This window comes from Micromonospora profundi (assembly GCF_011927785.1).
GTDB classification, from domain to species: domain Bacteria; phylum Actinomycetota; class Actinomycetes; order Mycobacteriales; family Micromonosporaceae; genus Micromonospora; species Micromonospora profundi.
Map to the genome: position 1 here is coordinate 6047766 of NZ_JAATJK010000001.1, position 23373 is coordinate 6071138.

A 23373-nucleotide genomic window follows, 5' to 3' on the forward strand; every position below is an offset into this window, starting at 1 on the left:
GGAACCGGGCGGTCGGTGACGGCGCGGGAACCGGTGGGGGTGGGAACCGGGGCCGCGTGGCGTCGTCGGTGACGTTACCGGTGGTGGGCCGGCTTGTCAGCGGCCGTTCGGCCCTCGTCGTACCACCGGTAGTCGGCCGCTGGACGGTACGTGCCCTTCAGCCAGGTGCTCGGATGCTGCGCCACCCGGGACAGCTTCTCGGCAGTGGCGGGGCTGATCCGGCTGCCACCTGCCACGAGGAGCCGGTCGAGCTCCCGGTGGGTCGCCATCAGACAGTCCTTCGGCAGGCCGTAGACGCTGATCACGCCGGAGCCCACGAAGGTCAGCACCGGCGACACCGGAATCGTCAGCCCCACAGCGTCGCTGAGGGCCTTGCTGGCCCGCTTGGCGTCCCGACGGGCCTCGGCCACGTACGGCGGCCGCTTGCCGTTGATCTGCACCACGTCACCGGCGACGAGCACCCGGGCGCGACCGTGGTCGGCGATTGTCACCGCGAACAGGCCGCTCGGCCCGATGGCAAGGAACCCGGCGCGGTCGTCCTGAGCGCGGTCGAGCAGGGCGTCCGCCACATCCGTGCGGGGCCACTCGATGACGTGCCAGGCCGGCCCGAGATGGTCGAGCTGACCGAGTGCCCGTGCTCCGGCCGCCTCCAGCCGACGGGCGCCCCGCTCGGCACGCCGGCGGCGCGCCCATTCGAGAGGTGTCGGACGGATCGGCTCGAGAACCCCCGGCGACTCGACGCGGGGGTGGGGCACCGCGGCGGGCGGCAGTGCCCGGCCAGTCGGTACGGCTCGTCGTGCGGGAAAGACAGTCATCGCGACCTCCGGCAAAAGGTCCCTCGAAGTTATGTCCTCACTACCCTACGTTGCCACTCCCGGTGTTCGGCAAGCCGGAACGCCGGAGTGACTGTGGATGAATGCCATATTCATCCACAGTTCTTTTGTCGGATGCCGCTAAACCCTGCCCTACGCTGCGGGGGTGACCCACTACGTCGACAGCGAAGTCGGCCGGCTCGGCACCGTGCTCCTGCACCGGCCCGGCCCGGAACTGGCCCGGCTCACCCCCCGCAACAACGACTCCCTCCTGTTCGACGCGATCCCCTGGGTGGGCCGCGCCCAGGAGGAGCACGACGCGTTCGCCGCCGCGCTGCGCGAGCGCGGTGTCGAGGTGCTCTACCTGGCAACCCTGCTGGCCGAGACGCTCGCCGTCGCCGACGCCCGGGCCGAACTCACCGAGCACGTGCTGCGCTCCCCCCGGCTCGGCGACACCCTGCGCGCCCGGGTCGCCGACCACCTCGCCTACCTGGACCCGGTCGCGCTGGCCGACGTGCTCACCGCCGGGCTCGCCCACGAGGAACTGCGGATCAGCCCGGAGCGGCCGGGCGGGTTGGTCTACACCCTGATGGACCGTCACGATTTTGTGATCGATCCGCTGCCGAACCTGCTGTTCACCCGGGACTCGTCGCTGTGGATCGGCGACCGGGTCGGTGTCACCAGCCTGGCCATGCCGGCCCGCCGCAGGGAAACCACACTCACCGACGCCATCTACCGCCACCATCCACGCTTCGCCGGCACCGAGTTCGTCTACCGCCCCCACCTGGAGCACCTGGAGGGCGGGGACGTGCTGCTGCTCGCCCCCGGCGTGCTGGCGGTCGGGGTGGGCGAGCGCACCACACCGGCCGGCGCGGAACGTCTGGGCCGGCAGGTCTTCGCCGCCGGGCTGGCCCACACCATCCTCGTGGTGCCGATCGCCCAGGAACGCGCCACCATGCATCTGGACACCGTCTGCACGATGGTCGACGCCGACGCCGTGCTCATGTATCCCAACATCGCCAGCACCCTCTCGGCGTACACCGTGATCGCCGGCGCCGACGGCGAGGACCCGCGGGTCGACGGCCCCGCGCCCTTCCTGCGGGCCGCCGCCGACGCGATGGACCTCGACCAGCTCCGGGTCATCGACACCGGGCTGGACCCGGTCACCGCGGAACGCGAGCAGTGGGACGACGGCAACAACACGCTCGCCCTGGCGCCCCGGCTCTGCGTCGGCTACGAACGCAACACCGCCACAAACGCGCAGTTGGAGCGGGCCGGCATCGAGGTCATCCCGATCGCCGGCTCCGAGCTCGGCTCCGGCCGGGGTGGCCCCCGCTGCATGTCCTGCCCGATAGTCCGCGACTCGCTGAAGGAAGGGCCCCCTACTAGCGCCTGATGCATAACAAGGGGCCCCTCCTAACGTCAGCGCAGGGTGAGCTGGCGGCCGAGCAGCCCCTGACGGGCCCGGCGGCCGGCGGCGTCCAGCGGATCGGTGGCGGCGAGCGCCTCCGCGTACCGCTTGCTGAACTGCGCCACCGGGTCCTCCCAGTCGGTCGCCGGCGCCTGCTCCGGCAGGTCCCAGACCGGCACCAGCCGGCCGTGCGCGCGGAACATGCCAGCGAACTTGGTCTGCTCGCCGAGCGTCAGCGTGCCGGCCGCGCCGAGGCGGGCCAGCGCGTCCAGGGCGGCGTCCTCGTCGTCCGGCAGCACCCAGCGCACGTGTGCCTTCTCCGGGACCTGGCACCAGTACGCGGCCCTCGCCGCCGCCATCCGCACGGTCGGGTAGATGGCGGCGTTGGCCCGCTCCAGCGACGCCTGGACGGTCGGATCGTCCGCCGCGCCGGGATCGAGCCAGAACTCGAACCCGTCGTGCATGGTGATCTCCAGCGGGCCGTCCACCAGGATGTCCTGGAGTCGGGGGCCGGGGCCGGGCAGCGGCGGCACGGCCACCTGGCCGCCCGGCTCGGCCCGCAACGCGCAGAGCAGAGCGTCGGCCAGGTCGCGGGAGACGTCGCCGGACTGCTGGTGCCGTTGCAGGCCGATGAGCACCCGGCCGTCCGGCTTGCTCACAGCGGGTGCGGCCATCGGCAGCACCGTGGCAAGCGTGACAGGCCGGTCGCCGAACTCCTCGACGACAGTGGGCGCCAGCCGCAGCGGCGCGGACGCGGCGGGCACCAGCTCACGCAGCGCGATCCATTCAGGCTCGTCGGCCAGCCCTTCGAACGGTCGCGGCACGAAAACGTCCCGCACCTTGTCCTTCCGGGGGGCGGTGTCGACGGCGGCGCGCTGGCTCTTTCGACGCTTGCTCACGGCGTCACAGCCTAGAGGGCCGGTCGGCCCGTCGTGGGCCGGACCCGCCCCGTACCGCCGTTCAGCCCGCAGCCACCAGGTCCGAACGGCTCGTCGTCGCCGGATCGAACTCCGCCCACACACGCTGACCCATGCCATCGCGCTCGACACCCCAGCGCGTGGCCAGACCGGCCACGATGTGCAGACCCCGCCCGTCGGCGGCGTCCAGGCTGGCCGTCCGGATCCGTGGCCTGGTGCTCGCGCCGCCGTCGGTCACCCCCAACTGGACGCGCGGACCCTCGGCCGAGGGCCGCAACCGCCAGGCCACCCGGACCACGCCGCCGGGAAGCGGCCGGGCATGCCGCACCGAGTTGCCCACCAGCTCGGCGAGGACCGCGATCAGGTCCGCGAGAAGCCTCGGGGGTACGACGTCAGCCAGATCGTCGGCCAGCCGGTGCCGGGCCAGCCGTGCTCCAGCGGGATGGTGGGGAACCACCACGCACCACGCCCGATCCCTCACTGCCGCTGCCACCGTCGCCTCCACGTCGCGCCGCCGCCGGTCAACCGCGCGGCAGTCGCACCTCTGCGACCGTACCGCCGTCGGTCCTTGGACGTAGGGATACCCATCCATTCTGTTGTTCAACGATCCGGCGGACGAGATAGAGACCGAGCCCCGCCCCCGGGTAGCCGCGCCGGTCGCCGGACTCGCCCTGCCAGAACCTGTCGAACGCCCGCTCCACGTGCTCGGGACGGATGCCGATTCCTCGATCGCTGACCCGGAACCCGACGAGCTGGCCGTCGACTCCGGCGGTGATCTCGATGGGGGAGCCCGGCGGCGAGTACTTGCCGGCGTTCGTCGCCAGCTCCGTCAGCACAGTGGTCAGGCTGGGCCGGTGGCCGAGCGCCTTGGGCAGGTCGGCGGGGAGGCGCAGCACCAGCCGCCGACGCAGCTCCACAGGCAGGTCGACGACGGCGGCACGCAGAGCCTCACCGAGGTCGAACGGGCTGGGCGGGTCGTCGCCGGGGCCGGTCTCCGCGGCCGAGGAGAGCAGCCGGTCGACCAGCCGGGCCAGCTCGTTGGCGCGCTGCCCGATCACCCGGGCGGCCTGCCGACGGTCGGCGTCGTTGAGCGAGTCCCAGTGGTCGGTGAGGGTGTCCGCGTATCCCTTGATCACGGTGACCGGGGTTCGCAGCTCGTGGCTTGTCACAGCGACGAACAGCTCCCGGTCGTGGTCGCGGCGCTGTTGGTCGGTGATGTCGCGGAAGGTGACCACCCGCAGCGCACCCGGGCCGGGCAGCTCGCCGGAGGTGATTCGCAGCCAGCGTCCGTCCGGGAGCCGGTGGTCGCGGACCTGGCCGGAAGGCGGCAGCGGCAACGGCAGCGGTCGGTTCAACGCCTGTTCGGCGGTCTGACCGGTGACCTGCGCGGCGGCCGGGTTCCAGAGTCGGACGGTCGCCTCCCGGTCGACAACCGCCAGACCGTCGGCGAGCGCCGCCACCACCGGTCCGTCACCGTGCACCGGCAGCCCGCTCGCGTCGCCGTACATGTGCGCGATGCACGATGCGAGGTAGGAGACCACTGCCTGCTCGTCGCCCGGCTCGCCGTCGCCCGGGTAGAGGGCGTGCAGGCTGCCGACGGTGTGCCCGCCGATCTCGGCCCGGGACACCACCATCCGGCGTAGCCCGCTGCCGGCCAGCTCACCGGCGAGCTTGCCGTTCAGGTCCGCCACGCGGACCTGGCGCACCCGTGGCCCGGAGAGCAGGCAGACGGTGTCCGGGTCGTCGGCTGCCAGTGGACGGCCCAATGCCCAGTCCGCAGCGCCGGTCGCCGCGATCACCCGGCCACCGGTCGGACCGAACTCGACGAACGCCATACCTCTCGCCCCGAGCGCCGGCTGGGCAGCCCGGAGCAGCTGGGTGAGGACCGGCAACCCCGCGTCCCCAGAATTGATCATCTCGATCACGACAGCGTGGCCGGCGATGAGAGCGGGAAAGTCGATACGCTCCGGCATGTGCCGAGTCTGCCCCGGAGATCCGGCTTTCGGCACCCCCGGTCGACGCCGATCAGCGATCCCGTCGGGCGAGGGCGTGCGCCGGCCTGTCGGTGATGATCCCGTCCACCTCGGCAGCCAGCACCAACTCCAGATCGGCCGGCTCGTTGACCGTCCAGACGTACACCTGGTTGCCGGCGGCCCGCAGCGCGGGCAGCAACTGCGGTCGGGCCCGGACCAGACCGATGCCCGGCCCCGCGATGCGGGCGCCGAACGGCAGCCGACCCGCGGGCCACCAGCGTGGCAGCACCTCGAGCAACAGCACTGTGGGCAGCGTCGGGGCCAACTCCCGGACCCGCCGGACCGCCAGCGGTGAGAACGACATCACGGTGACCTGGACCAGGTCGTCGGGTGCCGGATCGGCCAGCCCGTAGCGCCGCAGCAGGGCGACCAGCCGCCGTTCCACGTTCGAGCCGTAGCGGGACGGATGCTTGGTCTCCACAAGCAACCGGACGGGCCGCCCGGCGGCCAGCACGGCGTCGAGCAGCCGGGCCAGGGTGAGCAGCCGGGTGTGCGACTCGTCCGGCGGCAGGTCACCGCTCGGGGCGCCGCCCGGATGCCAGGAACCGAAGTCGAGCGCCTCCAACTCGGCGAGCGTACGTGCGCTGACCAGACCGCGGCCGTTGCTGGTGCGGTCCAGACGTCGATCGTGCACGCAGACCAGGTGCCCGTCGCGGGTCAACCGGACGTCGCACTCCAGCCCGTCGGCGCCCTCGTCGAGGGCGCGCAGATAGGCGGCGAGAGTGTGCTCCGGAAGGTCGTACGAGGCGCCGCGGTGCGCGAAGACCAGAGGCCCGCCCATGCAAACCGCCTCAGATGACCTGGCCGGGCTGTCCGTTTCCGTCGACCACCGGCCGGCCGACGGCTGCCCACTGGCGCATCCCGCCGTCGGCGTTGCGCACCCGGTCCCAGCCGTTGTTCACCAGGTAGGCGACGACCTGGGCGGAGCGCCCGCCGGAGCGGCAGACGACCGCCACATCCCGGTCGGTTGGCACCTCGGCCAACCGGGCCGGCAGTTCCATCATCGGCAGGTGATGGGCGTTGGGGGCGTGGCCCGCCGCCCATTCGTCGTCCTCCCGCACGTCGAGCAGGTAGGTGTCGTCGGCGATCTCGGTCACGGGCACGGTGGGAACCTGGGGTCCGAACACAGGGACCAACATTAGATCCTCGCCAGCCGGTTCGGTGTCGGCCCCGCCGTCGACACCATCACAACCGGGTCACCCAGCGCGGGTTGGCCTGCGCCCAGGCCGGCAGTCGGGTGCTCCGGACGGCTTCGAACAGCCCGTTCCCGCCGTTGTCGAGCACCACGTACGAGACCTCGTCGATGGTCTGCGGAAACGACGGGACCTGGACACCACGCATCCCGTCGGGCGGCAGCGCACGCAGTGCGAGGAGCAGATCCTCCAGGGGTACGCCGTTGGTGTCGACAGTCAGCGAGCCGCCGACGGCCCGCAGCACCTGATCCAGTTTCATCGGGTCGGTACGCAGGTCCGCCTGGCCGGCGCTGTCCAGCATCGCCCGGAGTAACTGCTGCTGGTGGCGCTGCCGGTCGTAGTCACCACCGGGCAGGTCGTAGCGCTGCCGCACGTAGTCCAGCGCCTGCGCCCCGTCCATCCTCTGGCAGCCGGTGGGGAAGACCCGGTTGGTGTGGATCGAGCGGACCTCGGTGTCCACGCACATCCGTACGCCGCCGAGCAGGTCGATGACCTTCCGGAAGCCGGAGAAGTCGACGAGCGCCGCACCGTCGAACCGGAGGCCGGTGAGCCGGCTCAGGGTGGCCGAGAGCAGTTGGGTGCCGGCCTGCCCACCGCCGCCACGCTCGTACGCCGCATTGATCTTGTCTTGGCCGCCGCCGAACCCGTTCGTCGGCGGGATGGCGACAAGCAGGTCACGTGGGATGGAGACCAGGTACGCCTCGCGCCTGCCGGCGGGTACGTGCACGATGAGGATGGTGTCCGACCGCTGGTCGGGTTCGCTGCTGCCGGCGCGCCTGTCGGTGCCGACGAGCAGGTAGTTGAGCGGCCCGTCCAGGTCGGTGCGTCCGCTGCGCGCGTCGTCGTCGAGCAGTTGCTCCCTGGTCACCGAGCTGTCGTACCGGTGCGAGAGTGTCTTGAGACCGACCACTGTGAGCCCGGCCAGGAGGGCGAGGGCCAGCCCGACGCCGAGCATGATCCGTGAGCCACGGGCACGACGCGACCGGGCGGCGCCCACTTGGCCCACCACGTTGCGTCCGGACCTGGACGTGTCCGCCTCCCCGCAGCTGTTACGTGAAACGTGCTCACGTCAGGCTACGGCCGGTGACGGGACGGTCGCGGGTTTTCCCCCACATCGGCCCGCTCACTTGCGGGTGGAGATCACCTGGGGGTTGGCGAAGACGAACTCGGCAAGCTTGTCCTGCTTGATCGCACGGAACATGGCCATCGTCTCTTCGCTAAGCGCCTCGGCGCCGGTGCCGGTGCTGTTGAAGGTGCCGTTGTTGGTCTTGAGCATCGTCAGCTCGTTGGCGGTGACACCGCGCATGGTGTAAATAAAGTTCTCGATCGACGTGCCGCCGGTGTCCAGCACGAACGCCTTGCCGGCCGCCTTGATCAGCTGCTGCATCTTCGCCGGGTTGGTGAGCATGCCGCCGTCGGTGGCCTTCTTGGCCATCGCCTTGATCAGCTGCTGCTGGTTCTGCTGCCGGTCGTAGTCGCCGTTGCGGAGGGTCTTGCGCTGCCGGGAGTAGTCCAGGGCCGCCCAGCCCTCCATCTCCTGGCAACCCTTCTTGTGCACCACCGGGGTCCTCGGCTTGCCTGTCTTCTTGGCGTCCGCGTTCCACATCGGCTTGCCGTCGACGTACGACATGTGCAGCGACTCGACCTCTTGGCTGACGCAGATCCGTACGGTGCCGAGCGTGTCGATGACGTTCTTGAAGCCGCCGAAGTTGATGATCGCCGCGCCGTCGAAGCTGATCCCGGTGAGCCGTTTGATCGTCTGCGCCATCAGTTGGGCGCCGCCCTCCCAGCCACCGCCGTTGGCGGCGCCGGCCTGGAACGCGCTATTGATCTTGCCAGTGCCGCCGCCGTAGCCGCTCTTCGAAAAGGCGGGGATCTGCGCCTGGGTGTCCCGGGGGATGGAGATCAGGTACGCCTGGTCGTGCGAGGCCGGGATGTGCAGGATGATGATGCTGTCCGAGCGGACGTCGTCGGCTGCCCAGCGCTCCCGTGCGTCCACGCCGAGCAGCAGCATGTCGATCGGGCCGTCCAGGCTGGCCCCGCCCTCGGCGTCGGACTTGCTGGCTTCACCGAGCAGGTTGCGTTGCGCGATGTCTCCGGTGGCCTGGCCGATCAGCACCTTGCCGCCGACGATGCCCACCCCGCTGCTGAGCATCAGCACCGCACCGAAGATCACAGTCAGGCGTGCCCAGAGCGGATCCTTGCGGCGGGGCCGCTTCTTGGCTGGCCCTTTTCCACCCGACCGGCCGTCGCCACCACCACCTGGCGGGCGATCACCCGGCCCACCACCCGATCGGCCCGGCTGCACTGGTATGGATGCGGCAATTCGGCCGCTCGGCGCGGCTGAGGTAGGGCGTCGGCTGGCCTGAACCGGCATTCGTGCTCCAGTTCGTGATCAGGATGGGGCGGCGACCACTGTACGTGCATCAAATCGACTTGGCGAGTTCATCCGGATTCAATTCGGATGTCAGGTGCAGCTTACCGGCGATCGGCCTATCTCGATGACCCGTCGAGCTGGTTGCGGTATGACGCTGGCCTCATCCGAAGGAAATGACCCTCGGTGATCGAGTTGTTTGCCGAAGGTGAGCGACGGTTTCGTTGATGATTCCCAGGCGTTAAAACGGTGTGTTCAGCCGCCGTCGTTGCTCTTCGGCGGATTGGCTTTGACCCAGTCCGCCATGGTGCCCGCTGACATGGCCCGGTACATCGCCAGCGCCTTCTCCCGGTCGGAGACCACCACCGACTCACCGTTAATCGTCTCGCTGCCCGAGTTGGGGCTGGTCAGGAATGTGAGGTTCTGCCCACGCAGGTTACGGAACTGCACCGCCATGTCTGTCAACGAGAAGTCCTGGTCGACCGTGACGGCAGCGGTCACCGACTTGAGGAAGTCGTTGAGCTTCTTCGGGTTCGCAAGCGTGCCGGTGCTCGCCGCCTTGTCCATCAATGCCCGAAGGAATTCCTGCTGGTGCCGCATCCGTGCGAAGTCGCCGTCCGGGAACTGTTTGCGCTGCCGGATCCAGTCCAGCGCCTCCGCGCCGTCCATGTGGTTGGTGCCCTTGGTGAACGTCCGGTACGGCTTGTGGATCGAGGTGATCGTCCGCTCCACCTTCAGGTCGACGCCACCGAGGGCGTCGGTGACCTCCTTGAACCCGCCGAAGTCGATGGCCATCACGTGGTCGATCCGGACGTCGGTGAAGCACTCCACGGTGCGGACCGCCAGAGGTAGACCGCCGAACGCGAACGCTGCGTTGATCTTCCCGCGCTGGCCGGAGCCGCAGTCCGCGCCGGCGCTTCCCGGGATCGGCACGTAGAGGTCACGCGGAATGGAGACCAGGTAGGCCTCCTGGTGGTCGGCCGGAATGTGCATCACGATGATCGTGTCGGCCCGCCACTGGCTCTTGGTGTCGACCGGCGCGTCCGGATCCCGGGAGTCGCTGCCGACCAGCAGGATGTTCAGCGCGCCGTCCACAGCCTTGGCAGGCCGGCCGCCGGTGATCTCCGCAAACGGGTCGGTGCGGGCCAGGTCGTTGTTGAGGTTGCGCGCGTACAGCCAGGCGCCGAGGCCGCCGAGCAGCGCCAGGACCAGCACCGCGACCCCGGCTACCAGGCCGATGCGTCCCCAGCGTGGCCGTGGGCCACGTCGCCCCGAGCCGCCGCCACCACCCGGGCCTCCCGGCCCTCGCGGTCCGGCAGGGCCGCCCGGCTGACGCTGCTCATCGTCGTGCGACGGGTACCAGCGGGCCTCCGTCGGGCGGGCGCGCCCGGAGGCGCCCCGGTCGGAGCCGGGCACCGAGGCGCGGCCGGCGCTGCGGTGCAGGTACGGCTGAGGAACGCCGGCAGAGGTCGCTGACATGTAACTCAGGGTACGTAGTGGGAGCCACTCCCGCCGCCAGGCGACACTCGGCGATGGGCGGTCCGTCGCGCGCCGGTTACCCTAGCCGAGCTCGGAAATACTCGATCGTGCGTCGTAGGCCGTCTTCGGGCGCGACGGTCGGCTCGTATCCGAGCAGCTCCCGGGCGAGGCCAAGATCGGGACGCCGCATCTCCGGGTCATCGGCGCTGCGAGTGACGTAGGTCACCTCGGATGTGCTGCCGGAGAGCGACACGATCAACTCAGCGAGTTGCCGCATCGTGAGTTCGTGTTCGGTGCCGCAGTTGACCGGGCCGGTCTCGGTCGAGTCGAGCAGCAGCAGGATGCCCCGCACCAGATCCTCGACGAAGCAGATCGAGCGGGTCTGGTTGCCGGTGCCGTGCACGGTGATCGGCTCGCCGCGCAGCGCCTGCGAGATGAAGGTGGGGATGGCCCGCCCGTCGTCCGGGCGCATCCGCGGGCCGTACGTGTTGAAGATCCGGACGATCGCCGCGTCGAGCCCCCGGTAGCGGTGGTACGCCATGGTGGCCGCCTCGGAGAAGCGCTTCGCCTCGTCGTAGACGCTGCGTACGCCGATGGGGTTGACGTTGCCCCAGTAGGTCTCGCGCTGCGGGTGCTCCTTCGGGTCCCCGTACGCCTCGGAGGTGGAGGCCATCAGGAACCGGGCGCCGTCGGCGACCGCGCGGTCCAGCAGGTGCAGGGTGCCCACCGAGCCGACCCGGAGAATCTCCACGGGCAGTTGGGCGAAGTCGGTGGGGCTGGCCGGCGAGGCCATGTGCAGGATCGCGTCGAAGCGCTCGGCCAGGGCCGGGTGGTGGGCCGGCAGGCCCTCGGAGATGTCCGCCTCGACCAGTGTGAAGGTCGGCCGGTCCAGCAGGTGGGCGACGTTCTCCTTCGAGCCGGTCACGAAGTTGTCAAGCGCCACCACCGTGCAGCCCCTGGCGATCAGCGAGTCGACCAGGTGTGAGGGGACGAAACCGGCGCCGCCGGTGACGAGAACGCGGTGACCGGAACCGAAGCGCTCAGCAACCTTCATGCCGGTCAGCCTACCGATCCCGATATGTAAGGAAGGGACCCCTGTTAACGCCTGGCGTTAACAGGGGTCCCTTCCTTACAAGATGTGCGGCGGTCAGTGGGCGCCTGCGCCGGTGAGGGCGCGGACCTCCAGCTCCGCGTACTTGTCCTCGTCGTGCTCCTTGGAGATGACGGTGCCGATCCACCCGCACAGGAAACCGAACGGGATCGAGAGGATGCCCGGGTTGGACAGCGGGAACCACTGCCAGTCGTGGTCCGGGAACATCGACGTCGCAGCCCCGGAGACCACCGGCGAGAAGAACACCAGCAGTACGGCCGAGAGCAGGCCGCCGTAGATCGCCCACACCGCGCCGGAGGTGTTGAACCGCCGCCAGAACAGGCTGTAGAGGATCGCCGGCAGGTTGCCCGACGCGGCGACCGCGAAGGCCAGCGCCACCAGGAACGCCACGTTGAGGTTCTGCGCGTAGATCGACAACAGGATGGAGATCGCGCCGATCACCAGGGCGGAGATCCGGGCGACCCGCACCTCCTGCCGCTCCGACGCCTCGCCCTTCTTCATGACGTTCGCGTAGAAGTCGTGCGCCAGGCTGGAGGAGGAGGCCAGTGTCAACCCGGCGACCACCGCCAGGATGGTGGCGAAGGCGACCGCCGCGATGATCGCCAGCAGGGCCGCCCCTCCTAGGTCGCCGCCGAAGAAGTCGATACCGAGCGCCTCGGCCAACTGCGGCGCGGCGGTGTTGCCGGCCTTGTCCTGCGCGGTGATCGCCTCGCTGCCCACCAGCGCCGCCGCACCGAAGCCGAGGGCCAGGGTGAGCAGGTAGAAGGTGCCGATGATGCCGATCGCCCAGAGCACGCTCTTTCGGGCCGCCCTCGCGGTCGGCACGGTGTAGAAGCGGATCAGGATGTGCGGCAGACCGGCGGTGCCGAGCACCAGGGCGATGCCGAGGGACAGCAGGTCGACCTTGTTGTAGAAGGTCTGTGTCGCGTTGCCGGCCACCTCGACGCCGTAGCGCAGCCCTGGTTCGAGGAACGCGCTGCCCTTGCCGGACGAGGCGGCGGCGTCGCCGAGCAGCGACGACAGGTTGAACTTGTACTTCGCCAGCACCAGCAGGGTCATCAGCAGCGCGCCGCCCATGAGCAGGAACGCCTTGACGATCTGCACGTAGGTGGTGCCCTTCATGCCGCCCACGGTGACGTAGATGATCATCAGGGCGCCGACCATGATGATGGTGGCGACCTTGGCGGTGGCGGCGTCCATGCCGAGGAACGTCGTGCCCGGCCGGATGCCCAGCAGCAGCGCGACAAGTGCGCCCGCTCCCACCATCTGCGCCAGCAGGTAGAAGATCGACACCGTGATCGTGGAGACCGCGGCCGCCGTACGCACCGGACGCTGACGCATCCGGAAGGCGAGCACGTCCGCCATCGTGTACCGGCCGGAGTTGCGCAGCAGTTCGGCGACGAGCAGCAGGGCCACGAGCCAGGCGACCAGGAAGCCGATCGAGTAGAGGAAGCCGTCGTAGCCGTACAGCGCGATGATGCCGGCGATTCCGAGGAACGAGGCGGCCGACATGTAGTCGCCGCCGATCGCCATGCCGTTCTGGAAGCCGGAGAACGACCGGCCACCCGCGTAGAAGTCGGTAGCCGTCTTGGTCTGCCGGCTGGCCCAGATCGTGATGGCCAGCGTGACCGCCACGAAGACCAGGAAGAGCGTGATCGTCAGGTTGCGGGCGGTGTGGTTTGTCGCCTCGGCAGCCAGGAACGTCTCAACCGCGTGGACCGTCTTCATGGGTCACCTCCCCGATCTCGGCGCGGATGCGGTCGGCGATGGGGTCGATCTTCCGGTCGGCGTACCGCGAGTACAGCCAGGCGATCAGGAACGTGGAGACGAACTGGAGCAGGCCGAAGACCAGTGCGACGTTGATGTTGCTGCCGAACAGCTTCGTGCCCATGAAGTCCCGGGCGTACGCGGAGAGGATGACGTAGAGCGCGTACCACAGGAAGAACGCGACGGTCATCGGGAAGACGAAGCCGCGCAACGCGCGCCGCAGCCCGGCGAACTCGTCCGACCGTTGTACGGCCAGATACTTGTCCGGCTGGGAAGCGGTCGGCGCGGGCGTGTCCGTGGACATCTGTGGATCACCACCTTCACAGGCGTCGGAGGAGTTTCGCGCACGGTAAAGAGCGCGCTCCCGGACGGGGAAGGGTGAGATCGACAGTGGTCGTCGAGTGCGCCGAGCGGTTGCCTGGCTGCGCCGAGTGACTCAGGTCACTCCGGTGACCGGTCGGTCCGGACCTCCACGGTTGATCATGAGGTTGGCGGCGACAAATCGGACGCCGGCCGCCGCCAACCTCATGATCAACGCGAGAAGCGGCGGGCGGCTGGCGGTGGGCGGGTGGCGGATCAGATGGACAGCTCGCGGTAGTGGCCGCGGTAGTGCAGGAGCGGAGGGGCGTCGTCAGTGACGTCGACGGACTCGATTGTGGCCTCGACAAGCAGGCCCCAGCCGTACTCCCGGGCGCTGTCGAGCCGGCAACCCGCCCACCCGCCGGCGTCCGCGGGCACCGGGCCGTACGGCGTCTCGGTCCAGGCGTCGAGGGCGAACAGCCCGCCGGGCGACGGGAACAGGCCGGCGAAGCGGTCCGCGAGCTGCCTGTGGCGCGGGCCTAGCGGGGCGACCGCGAACCGCCCAGCGTCCTCGACCGCCGCCCAGAGGTCCGACTCCGGGTCGATCAGGCCCAGCAGCCGGTCCGGCTCACCCTCGGCGACCACTGTCGACGACACGGTCAGCCCGGCCGGGCCGGGTGCGGTCCAGAGCGTCACCGGTGCGGCCAGCCGACCCCGCAGCCTGCGTACCGGCGAGCGTTGCGCGGACGGCGTCGCGAACGGATCGGTGGAATGGATTTCAGCGCCCGGCTCTGGATTCACGTGAAACATTGTGCCGCCTCGACACCGCTGACCGGCCCCCGACGACGATGGCGGGCCAGCCCTACAGTGCCCTCCGCCATCGAGCACCTGTCGCAGTTCGGGTGGGAACTGGTGAACGTGACATCAACGATCAATCAGCATCGGCTGGACGCCTTCATGCGCCTGCGCTGACAGGGAGCGCTCAGTCGTCACCGAGGGACCGGCGGGCGGCGGTCAGCACCTCCGGGTCGGCGCACCCGGCCGCGTACCCGGCGATGCGGCGGCGGATGTCGCGACCGAGCAGCCAGACGCCGATCCGATCGGCCACCGGGCGCAGGAACGCCGGCCGGCAGCGGAAGTTGTACCGCCAGGTGGCCACCGTCGTGCCGGGCTGCGGGCCGGGCTCGAAGCGCCAACCGCCTCCGAACCGCTCGAAGAACCACGGCCCCCGGACCATCTTCATGCCGACGTTCGTCGGCGGTGCGAAGGAGACGTACTCGCTGACCATCGCCAGACCGTGCCGGGACCGGGTGAAGGTGCGCACCCCCTTGCCGGGCCGGGTCGCCCCGTCGACGAAGTGCTGCTCGCGGACGAACGGGTCCCACCGATAGCGCACGGGCGCGGTGGTCTGGGAGACCGCGAAGGCCAGCTCGGGCGGGACCGGCACGGTGACCACCGCTTCGACGACGGGCATCAGACCATTGTGCCCGGCGGGGCGAGGCGCCCGGAGGTCACCGTCGAGGGTCCCGGGCGCCTCGCCGCGATTCAGCCGGTGACGAGGATGTCTTTCCTGATCACGTTGTTCTTCTTCGCGTCGGCCGGTTCGGGATAGGGCAACCCCTCGTCGGTGTCGCTCCACCACACCTCAGCCGAGTACGTGCCCACGACGCCCGTGCCCACCTGGGACCGCACGACCGAGACCGGCAGCTCGAGAGTCGCCCGGCCGCCCACCGGCAGCGCCGACAGTCGGCAGGTGAAGTCGGCACCCCGGCTGGAGGTGAAGCGCGTACAGGTCGTGGGCAGGGAGGTCACGTCGAACCCCTTTGGAAGGGCCACCCGTACCCGCGGGCCGGCGGCCCGTTGGGGGCCGTCGTTCCGTACCGTCAGGCGCAGCGTGCCGCTCGCCTTGTCCCCGTCGGCCGGCGCGAGCCGGAGCTCGCTCCCGTCGACCGCGAGGTCGGTGATCCTCGGGTTGGCCGGGAACGCCGTGGGCCCGCCCGTCTGGACGAACGTGCCGTCCGGCCGGGAGTAGGTGCGCCACTGACGCTGTGCGAGGTTGTCGGGAAGGCCGTCGCCCGCCCGGTCCACCACCTCCGCCGCGACCGACCGGTCCTCCCCTCGGATCCGGCGGATTCCCCCGATGTCGCCGGTCTGCCCGATCACGATGCCCATGGTGACGATGGCTCCGGCCCGGTCCCGGTCGAAGGCCAGCACCCGCGCCTCACCCATCTCCAGGCCACTGCAGTCGATCAGCGCCGCCGTCTCCTGCGCCCCGTCCCGGTCGAGGTCGGCATGGACTACCTGGACGATGCGGGCTCGAAGCTCCACGCCCGACGGACGCTGCGCGATGCCGTGGGAGAACCTGACCCGGCCGGCGGGGCACTCGTCCGCGAGGGTTCCGGGCCAGGCCGGCAGTTCGAGGACGGCGTTGCCGAGGTCCTTCTCAGTGATCCGGCCGTTCGGCGGCGCGGCGGAGGTCGGTGCCGTCGACGGCGTGGGGGCGGTGGAAGCGGCGGTCGGAGGAGAGTCGGGCGACGGGGAGGTGGTCTGCGCCGGTGGCGTCGGCGGGTCCGAATCGGCCCACACGCTGGCGAGCACCGGCGTGGCCACCAACGCGGCGGCTATCACGCCGGTCGCCACCACCCGGCTCGTACGACGGCGGCGGGCGACCTCGCGGGCGGCCCCGGCGCCGGCAGGCACCACCAGCGGTCCACCGGACCGGAAGGTGGCGAAGGCCTCGTCCAGCTCGGGTGTCGTGTCGTGGTCAGACATGGCGGTCCTCCGTCCTCGGGTCGGAGAGTTGGGCGGCGAGCGCGGCCCGGCCCCGGTGCAGCCAGGACTTCACCGTCCCGGGAGCGACGCCCTCCTGATCGGCGATTTCGGCGATGCTGAGATCGGCCACGTGGAACAGCACGACCGCCCGGCGCTGGGTCTCCGGCAGCGTGGCGAGAGCGCGGGCCAGGGCGATGCGGTCCGGCCCGGGACCCTCGACGGTCTCGTTCCGGTGGAACCGTGCGTGTGCACGGGCGGCGCGCAGCCGACGCCAACGGTTGCGCACCACGTTCATCGCGACCGTACGGACCCAGGCCGCCGGACGCTCGTAGCGGACCAACCTGTCCCACCGGGCCCAGGCGCGGCTGAACGCCTCCTGCACCGCATCCTGCGCTTGGCCGATGTCGGCGGTGTAGGCGTACAACTGGAGCGTCAGCGGCTGGAAGTTGGCCGCGTAGAAATCCTCGAAGCTGTCTACCGCGGCCCCTGTGCCCGTGGGAGACAACCCGTCCCGGAGATCACCGGGGTCGTGCTGCCGCACCATCATCGGCGCCTCCCCTGCTGGTCCACCGCCCCGGTCGGCGCGGTGTCTGATCAGCACACCCCGTGCGGGTGTGGGAGGTTGCGGCGCTACCGCCCGATTCTCAGCGGCGGGGAGTCACAGTGGCGAGCAGTTCCGGCATCCGGCGGTCCAGCACGTCGCCGGCCAGGTAAGCGCCCAGCAGGGCGGCGCCCAACCCGTACGCCGCGCCGAGCGGGAGGGCCAGCCACAGCCAGGCGTCACCGAGCAGCGCGGCGGCAACCACCATCGGCACAGCCCCCACCGCCGTGACGATCATGGCCACGAAGGTGAGCAGACCCTTCGTCAGGCCGGCACCGCTGTTCATCGCGAACGGGTTGCTCGTCTCCGGCAGCGAGTACGCCGCCAGCACCGAGACGAAACTGTTCACCGCCAGCCCGACGCCGTAGGTGGCGGCCAGGCTGCCGGCGGTCAACCCGATCCAGCCCGGTCGACCGAGCACCACCGCCAGCACCACGCCGACGAACGCCAGCAGGGGCAGGACGTACAGCGAGAAGGCCGTCATCCGGGCGCGCAACTCGACTCGGCCGGGCACACCGGCCACCACGTTCGCGGCGTACGCGCTGCCGTCGAAGCCGAACTGGTTGGCCAGCGTGACCGAGGCCAGCACCCCCACGAAGATCATGGAGACGGTCACCAGCACCGGCGAACTGTCGCCGGCACCCATAGTGAAGCCCTCCCCTCCATCGACCGCGAAGCTCGCGCCACCAAGGTTGATCATCACCGGGACGAAGAGGCCGACCACGGCGATCGTGATCAGGTTGGCGCGGCGGCGGGCATCCCGCCACCAGTAACGGGCCTCCCGGGCGACCAGGGCGCCGAACCGGTCCCGACGGAACGAGCCGGCGACCCGGGGAAACAGTTGCGTGACCGCGCCGCCGGTGACTCCGCGCTGAGCGGGGGCCTTACCGGAGCTCGCGGCACCGACCATCGCCGACTCCAACGACCGAGACCACCAGACCAGCAGGGCACCGATGGCCGCCGCCGTGATCAGCAACTTGACCGGGGCCGCCCACGCCCGCCCCTGTGCCACGTCGATGCCTGCGGTCCACGGTGCGCCGAGCGGTGTCCAGCCGAGCACTGTCGCCGCGCCGGTCAGCCGGGTCCAGTCCGTTTCCCGCAGCGCGGCGAGGCCGAATATCTGCAACGGGCCGAGCAGCGCCGCCGTCACCGCCAGCAGCACGGCCGCGAGGTCCCGCACCCGGCGGGACCGCAGCATTGTCGCGAAGGCGCTGGTGACCGCCCGGCTGGCGGCCACACAGAGCAACAACCCACCGAGCACGCCGACCACGGCCACCAGACCGGCGGACCATCCCCCCAACGCCCACGAGGTCAGCACCAGCCCCGACGACGCGATCAACACCGCCAGCACCGGAACGCTCACCAGCGCGGCGGCGAAGAGGCCGGTGACAAGCGTGCGACGGGGCAGCGGCAACAACGCGAACCGGGCCGGGTCGAGCGTTTCGTCGACCCCGAAGAAGACAAGCGGCAGCAGCAGCCAACCCAGCACCAGCAGTCCGCCGCCGGCCGCCGCGACCAACACCGCGTACTTGCCGTTGTCCGTCATGCCCGGCGCGGCGAACAGGAAGAAACCGCTGGCGGCGAACCAGAGCCCGAACAGCGCGCCGCCGATGAACAGGGCGACCCGCCAGCCCTGGCCCCGGAAGTTGTTGCCCATCACCCGCAGCTTGAGCCGCACGAAGTGCCGTGCGGAGACCGCCCGCACCGGACCGGCGGTTGCGGCGTCGACGCTCACCGGGACAGCCACGACAACTCGTCACCGGTCGCGGTGCGCCCGCCGACCACCTCGACGAAGACCTGCTCCAGCGAGCGGTCGCCGCGTACGTCCGCGAGCGTTCCGACCCGCTTGATGACGCCCTGGGCGAGGATCGCCACGTGCGAGCACAGCCGCTCGACGACCTCCATCACGTGACTGGAGAAGACCACAGTGCCGCCGCCGGCCGCGTACCGGGTGAGGATGTCCCGGATCAACGCGGCCGAGACCGGGTCGACGGCCTCGAACGGCTCGTCAAGCACCAGCACCCGGGGGCCGTGCAGCAACGCGCAGGCCAGGCCGATCTTCTTCTTCATGCCGGCCGAGTAGTCCACCACGAGCGTCCGGCCGGCGTCACCGAGCGCCAGCACGTCCAGCAGCTCCGCCGCACGCTTGTCGACCACCGCCGGGTCCATCCCCCGCAGCAGCCCGTTGTACGCCAGCAGCTCCGCACCGGTCAGCCGGTCGAACAGTCGCACCCCGTCGGGCATGACGCCGAGCAGCCGCTTGGCGGTGACCGGGTCGCGCCACACGTCGTGACCGAGCACCCACGCCGAGCCCGCGTCCGGTCGCAGCAGGCCTACCGCCATCGACAGGGTGGTGGTCTTGCCGGCGCCGTTCGGGCCGAGCAGGCCATAGAAGGAGCCGGCGGGGACGTCCAGGTCGACGCCGGCCACCGCGACCGTGCCGTCGAACTGCTTGGCCAGGCCACGCAGCGCGAGGGCGGGGTGCTCAACAGTCATGGGCCGACGTTATCGGGCGACCACCACTTCTGCCGTCCGGCGGCAGGCGGACGCGTGGTCATCCCCGTGGCGGACCAGGATGGCCCGTGTCACAGCCGGAGGGCTTCGGGGGTGTGCAGGCGGAGCATCGTGGCGGCGACGTCGACAGGTGTTCGCCGCCGGGTCGCCATCGACACCGCGATCATCACGGTGAAGGCCAACGGCACCGTCCAGGCGGCCGGCTGGGCGATGAGCACGGCGGGCCAACCGGACAGCGGCGGGCCGAGCACTGTGACCAGCACCGCGCTGATCGCCGCGCCCCCGCCGACCAGCACCCCGGCGGCGGCACCCAGGTCGGTGAGCCCTCGCCACCAGATGCCCAGCACCAGCAGTGGGCAGAAGCTGGACGCCGCGACCGCGAAGGCCAACCCGACCACCTGCGACACGTCCAGCCCGGACAGGCGCAGCGCCAGCACCGCCGGCACAGCGCCGGCGATCACGGTGGCCAGCCGGAAGCCGCGTACCGAGCCCTGACCGAGCACGTCCGTCGAGATCACCCCGGCGACGCTTGTCAGCAGCCCGGACGAGGTGGAGAGGAAGGCTGCGAACGCGCCCGCCGCGACAAGTGCGGCGAGCAGCCGCCCGGTGAGTCCGTCGCCGAGGGCGGCGCCGGGCAGCAGCACCACGACCGCGTCGGTCTGCCCACTGACAAGCAGTTGCGGGGTGTAGATCCGGCCCAGCACCCCGTACAGGGTGGGCAGCAGGTAGAAGACGCCGACAAGGGCCAGCACCACGAGCGTCGTCCGGCGGGCCGCCGCACCGTCGGGGTTGGTGTAGAAGCGCACCAGGACGTGCGGCAGACCCATGGTGCCCAGGAACGTGGCGAGGATCAGCGAGTACGTGGCGAACAGCCCTCGGTCGTCGTCACCGGCGGCGCTCGGTAGCAGCCAGTCCGCCGCTCCGGTGGCCACCCCGGACACCTGCGGCACCGGGTCACCGGCGGCGAAGGACAGCTCGTCGCCGGGGCGTACCTCCCGGATGTCGCCACCTGGCAGGGTGAGGGTCGCGCGGTGCTCGACCACGACGGTGGTCGCGGTCCGGAACGTCGGCCCGTCGGGCGGCGTCACCGCCGGGCGGCCGTCGGCCTGCCACTGCAACGCTAGGAAGATCACCGGTACGGCGAGAGCTGTCAACTTGAGCCAGTACTGGAAGGCCTGCACGAAGGTGATGGCCCGCATCCCGCCGAGCGCCACGTTGGCGGTGACCACGGCGGCGACAAGCAGTGCACCGACCGGGTACGGGGCGCCGGCGAGCGTGGCCAGGGTGAGGCCCGCCCCCTGTAGCTGCGGCACCAGGTAGAGCCAACCGATGAAGATCACGAAGGCGGTGGCCAGGATGCGCAGTCGCCGTGACCCGAGCCGCAGCTCGCAGAAGTCCGGCAGTGTGAACGCGCCGGAGCGGCGCAGCGGCGCGGCAACGAAGAGCAGCAGAGCCAGGTAGCCGGCGGCGAAACCGACCGGGTACCAGAGGACGTCCACGCCGTACTTGAGGACCAGGCCGGCGACGCCGAGGAAGCTCGCCGCCGACAGGTACTCCCCGCCGATCGCCGCGGCGTTCCAGGTCGGGCTGATCACCCGGGAGGCGACCAGAAAGTCGGAGGTGGTCCGGCCCAGCCGTAGCCCGTAGAAACCAATCCCGACCGTGGCCAGGGTGACCGCGACGATGGCCGGGACCACGTAGTCGTTGCCCACTCAGCGCTCCGGCCGCTGCACCAGGTCGGTGAAGTCCTGCTCGTTGCGCTCGGCAAGCCGTACGTAGGCCCAGCCCACCGCGATCAGGAACGGGAACGAGGCCACGCCGAGCAGCAGCCAGGGCAGGTTGACGCCCCCGACTGTGGTCCGGCCGAGCGACGGCGCGATGGCGAACAGCCAGGGCAGCCCGCCCAGCCCGATGGCGACCACAAGCGAGAGCCGCAGTGCCAGCGCGAGCTGCGCCCGGACCAGGCCACGGACCAGCGCCTCACCGACCTGGGTCTGCTGGGCCAGCTCGGCGCGGGTCCGCTCGGCGTGGCTGCCCCGCCGGGTGATCTCGGCAAGCACGATCCGGGCGCGCTGGGGCGGCGGTGTCGCACCGCCCGACCCCACGTCGGGGAGTTGCTTGGCCACCCCGGCAGTCTTGCCCGCCCGGCGCGAATGTCAAGCGCTCCCCGCCTACCAGCGATGCATCCCGACACAGTCCGCGGGGCTGCCGCTGGCAAGGATCGGGTCGAGCACGCGCCGGGCCCGTTCCCGTCCGAGGTTCGTCGCCCAGAAGCCGTCCCGGGGCAGCTCGGCGGCGATCCCCCACAGGGCGCACGTCCGCATCGGCTCGGGCAGCCGGTCCAGAGCCGGTACGGCGTCGGCGGAGAGCCCGGACAGGTAGCTGACGTCCAGGCGTCCGGTCTCCAGGTACCTGTCGACGTTCCGCTCGGCGATCAGCCGATCGGGGTTGACGAGCGCCAACCCGAGCAGCGCCAGCACCGCAGTGCCGATCACCAGCCGGGGCAGCCAGTCCGCCCGTAGTCGAGCCACGGCCACTGCCACCAGGACGAAGAGCAGTCCGAGCCACAGCTCGACGGTCGCCACGAACAACCTCAGGCGTGTGGCGCCGTACGCGTCGGCGTACACCTGCATCCGATAGAGCGCCGAGGCGACGACGACCAGGCTGAGCACTGTCAGCGCGCCGAGGAGCACCCGGACCACCAGCCGGTCGGTACGGGTCGCCTTCGGTGCCCGGCGGGCGGCGACCGCGATCACCAGCAGGGTGAGCGCGGTGACGGCGAGCAGTTGCCAGAAACCGCCTCGGGCGTACTCGGCGTAGGTGAGCCCTGCCGTGCGCAGCACGTGCTCCGCGCCGCCGAAGAACACAGTCAACTGCACAAGCACGAACACCGTGAACAGGGCGTCGAGCAGCACCAGCGGCAGGATCCACTCCAGCCGGTGCGCCGGTCGACCCGGCGTCGCCCGCACGCCGGCCAGGTCGGGCGGGCGGTTGACCAGGTACGCGCCAGCGAGCAGGCCCATGCCGATCAGCCCCAGCCGGAACAGCCAGTTGAACACGCTGGCGGGCGAGATGGCCGGCAGGAGGCCGCTCACCAGGTCGGCGAAGACGGCGTCCGCGGATGAGAAGAGCAGACCGAACAGTGTCAGGAGACCTGCCGAGATCGCGAGGCTGGTGATGATCCGGCCCACCCCGGGGCCGACCGGGCCGGTGCGGCGCAATCCGCGTACCGCCCAGGGCATCGCCCGTACCGCGGCGGCCGGCGGCAGCGTCGCGGCCACAAGCATCCCCAGAGGGGTACGCCCGCCGGTGACCGCGAGCGTCGCTGTCACCGCGGCGGCGAGCAGGCAGAGCACGAACAGCCAGCCAGCGGCCCGGACCGTGCCCACGGCGACAAGCGCGACGGTCGCGGCGGCCCAGGCGGCCTGCGCCGCCCGCCCCGGTGCCCCCGTGGCATCGGGACGGGCGGTCGCTACCGCCGGAGTGGCTGTCGCTGCCGTGGACGGGCTCGGCGTGGTCGCAGCGGGCCGTGCGGTGGTCGGGGCGGCCGGCGGCGTGGCTGCCGTCGGTGGCGGGGTGGTCGGGGCGGCCGTCGTTGTGGGCTCCGGTTCGGACCGTGCGGCGGTCGACGCCTGTGGTGACGTCGCGGCGGTCGTGGCCGGCTTCGGGTCGGGCGGCGGCGCGACCGTGGAACCGACGGCGGTGGGGGCGGACGTGGCGGCGGGCGGCGGCGTTTGCCGGGTGTCGGGTGCGTCCCCGGGCGCGGTCTGTCCGGTGCTGCCAGACAGCGGCGACGTGCCCGGCCGGACGGCACCGGCGACGGCGAGCGCGGCTGTGGCCGCCAGCGCGGCCACCAGCCAGCCGAGGCCGGGACGGACCACCGTCAGCGTCGAGGCGCCGAGCGCTGCCGCCACCGCCAGCACGGTCAGGAGCAGCGGGTGCGGGGCGCGGGACGGCCCCGGCCAGTGCTTGTCGATGAACGAAGGCTGCCCTGGTGGGACGGGTGGGGTGAGCATGGGCCGGGACTGGCCAGCTGTCGGCGGGCTTGCCGGAGCGGGGCCGAACCATGGCTGGCCCGGCGCGGGCGGC

21 protein-coding genes and 1 pseudogene are annotated in these 23373 nt (G+C 71.0%); 1 reads left to right on the forward strand and 21 read right to left on the reverse strand.

All coding sequences use genetic code 11. The features are described 5' to 3' along the window. Window positions 1–74 precede the first annotated feature (74 nt). A complete protein-coding gene (locus tag F4558_RS27015; RefSeq protein WP_167946490.1) occupies window positions 75–815 on the reverse strand; it encodes a hypothetical protein in 741 nt (246 codons plus the stop codon). Window positions 816–978: 163 nt separating this feature from the next. Here F4558_RS27015 and F4558_RS27020 point away from each other — a divergent pair, with 163 nt between their 5' ends. Then, window positions 979–2208, forward strand: coding sequence for an arginine deiminase (locus F4558_RS27020; protein WP_167946492.1), 1230 nt, complete (start codon window positions 979–981; stop codon window positions 2206–2208). Between the two features lie 26 nt (window positions 2209–2234). Here F4558_RS27020 and F4558_RS27025 read toward each other — a convergent pair whose 3' ends face one another. The 20 genes and pseudogenes from F4558_RS27025 to F4558_RS27120 form a co-directional block, all read right to left on the reverse strand. Next, complete coding sequence (locus F4558_RS27025; RefSeq protein WP_167946494.1) at window positions 2235–3122, reverse strand: DUF5926 family protein; 888 nt, start codon at window positions 3120–3122, stop codon at window positions 2235–2237. Window positions 3123–3183: 61 nt separating this feature from the next. Further along, window positions 3184–3600 carry an ATP-binding protein gene (locus F4558_RS27030; RefSeq protein ID WP_312877450.1) on the reverse strand — a complete coding sequence of 139 codons (417 nt, stop codon included), beginning with the start codon at window positions 3598–3600 and terminating at the stop codon, window positions 3184–3186. A gap of 61 nt (window positions 3601–3661) precedes the next feature. Then, complete coding sequence (locus F4558_RS27035) at window positions 3662–5113, reverse strand: PAS domain-containing sensor histidine kinase (protein WP_053651561.1); 1452 nt, start codon at window positions 5111–5113, stop codon at window positions 3662–3664. Between the two features lie 52 nt (window positions 5114–5165). Then, window positions 5166–5954: a glycerophosphodiester phosphodiesterase gene (locus tag F4558_RS27040; RefSeq protein WP_053651559.1), complete on the reverse strand. Its 789-nt coding sequence runs from the start codon at window positions 5952–5954 to the stop codon at window positions 5166–5168. Window positions 5955–5964: 10 nt separating this feature from the next. Beyond that, complete coding sequence (locus tag F4558_RS27045) at window positions 5965–6300, reverse strand: rhodanese-like domain-containing protein (protein ID WP_053652311.1); 336 nt, start codon at window positions 6298–6300, stop codon at window positions 5965–5967. Window positions 6301–6358: 58 nt separating this feature from the next. Then, window positions 6359–7363, reverse strand: a complete 1005-nt coding sequence (locus tag F4558_RS27050; protein WP_446685548.1) for an LCP family protein — start codon at window positions 7361–7363, stop codon at window positions 6359–6361. Window positions 7364–7489: 126 nt separating this feature from the next. Then, the gene (locus tag F4558_RS27055; protein WP_231639874.1) at window positions 7490–8521 is read right to left on the reverse strand and encodes an LCP family protein; all 1032 of its coding nucleotides are present in this window, start codon (window positions 8519–8521) and stop codon (window positions 7490–7492) included. 474 nt (window positions 8522–8995) lie between these two features. After that, window positions 8996–10219, reverse strand: coding sequence for an LCP family protein (locus F4558_RS27060; RefSeq protein WP_053651555.1), 1224 nt, complete (start codon window positions 10217–10219; stop codon window positions 8996–8998). 76 nt (window positions 10220–10295) lie between these two features. Beyond that, entirely contained in the window at window positions 10296–11273 is a 978-nt protein-coding gene (locus F4558_RS27065; protein ID WP_053651553.1) for an NAD-dependent epimerase/dehydratase family protein, read from the reverse strand. A gap of 93 nt (window positions 11274–11366) precedes the next feature. Further along, window positions 11367–13058: a monocarboxylic acid transporter gene (locus F4558_RS27070; RefSeq protein WP_053651551.1), complete on the reverse strand. Its 1692-nt coding sequence runs from the start codon at window positions 13056–13058 to the stop codon at window positions 11367–11369. Then, the gene (locus tag F4558_RS27075; protein ID WP_053651549.1) at window positions 13036–13401 is read right to left on the reverse strand and encodes a DUF485 domain-containing protein; all 366 of its coding nucleotides are present in this window, start codon (window positions 13399–13401) and stop codon (window positions 13036–13038) included. The genes F4558_RS27070 and F4558_RS27075 overlap by 23 nt, the downstream gene beginning before the upstream one ends. Window positions 13402–13673: 272 nt before the next feature. Then, window positions 13674–14225 (reverse strand): annotated as a pseudogene (locus tag F4558_RS27080) (flavin reductase family protein); the annotation flags it as partial. A 154-nt stretch (window positions 14226–14379) separates the two neighbouring features. Beyond that, window positions 14380–14871 (reverse strand): SRPBCC family protein, encoded by a 492-nt coding sequence (locus tag F4558_RS27085; RefSeq protein WP_053652309.1) that lies wholly within the window; start codon window positions 14869–14871, stop codon window positions 14380–14382. Between the two features lie 71 nt (window positions 14872–14942). Beyond that, complete coding sequence (locus F4558_RS27090) at window positions 14943–16169, reverse strand: DUF11 domain-containing protein (protein WP_167946498.1); 1227 nt, start codon at window positions 16167–16169, stop codon at window positions 14943–14945. After that, window positions 16162–16716, reverse strand: a complete 555-nt coding sequence (locus F4558_RS27095) for a sigma-70 family RNA polymerase sigma factor (protein WP_167946500.1) — start codon at window positions 16714–16716, stop codon at window positions 16162–16164. Before F4558_RS27095 ends, F4558_RS27090 begins: the two co-directional genes overlap by 8 nt. 97 nt (window positions 16717–16813) lie before the next feature. Next, the gene (locus F4558_RS27100) at window positions 16814–18517 is read right to left on the reverse strand and encodes a hypothetical protein (RefSeq protein WP_053651545.1); all 1704 of its coding nucleotides are present in this window, start codon (window positions 18515–18517) and stop codon (window positions 16814–16816) included. Beyond that, entirely contained in the window at window positions 18502–19266 is a 765-nt protein-coding gene (locus F4558_RS27105; protein ID WP_053651543.1) for an ABC transporter ATP-binding protein, read from the reverse strand. The genes F4558_RS27100 and F4558_RS27105 overlap by 16 nt, the downstream gene beginning before the upstream one ends. An 89-nt stretch (window positions 19267–19355) precedes the next feature. Further along, a complete protein-coding gene (locus F4558_RS27110) occupies window positions 19356–20996 on the reverse strand; it encodes a sodium/solute symporter (RefSeq protein WP_053651541.1) in 1641 nt (546 codons plus the stop codon). Then, a complete protein-coding gene (locus F4558_RS27115; RefSeq protein WP_231639855.1) occupies window positions 20997–21410 on the reverse strand; it encodes a DUF485 domain-containing protein in 414 nt (137 codons plus the stop codon). It abuts the gene before it with no gap. Window positions 21411–21455: 45 nt separating this feature from the next. Next, window positions 21456–23300 carry a DUF4153 domain-containing protein gene (locus F4558_RS27120; protein WP_245241369.1) on the reverse strand — a complete coding sequence of 615 codons (1845 nt, stop codon included), beginning with the start codon at window positions 23298–23300 and terminating at the stop codon, window positions 21456–21458. Between the last annotated feature and the right edge of the window lie 73 nt (window positions 23301–23373).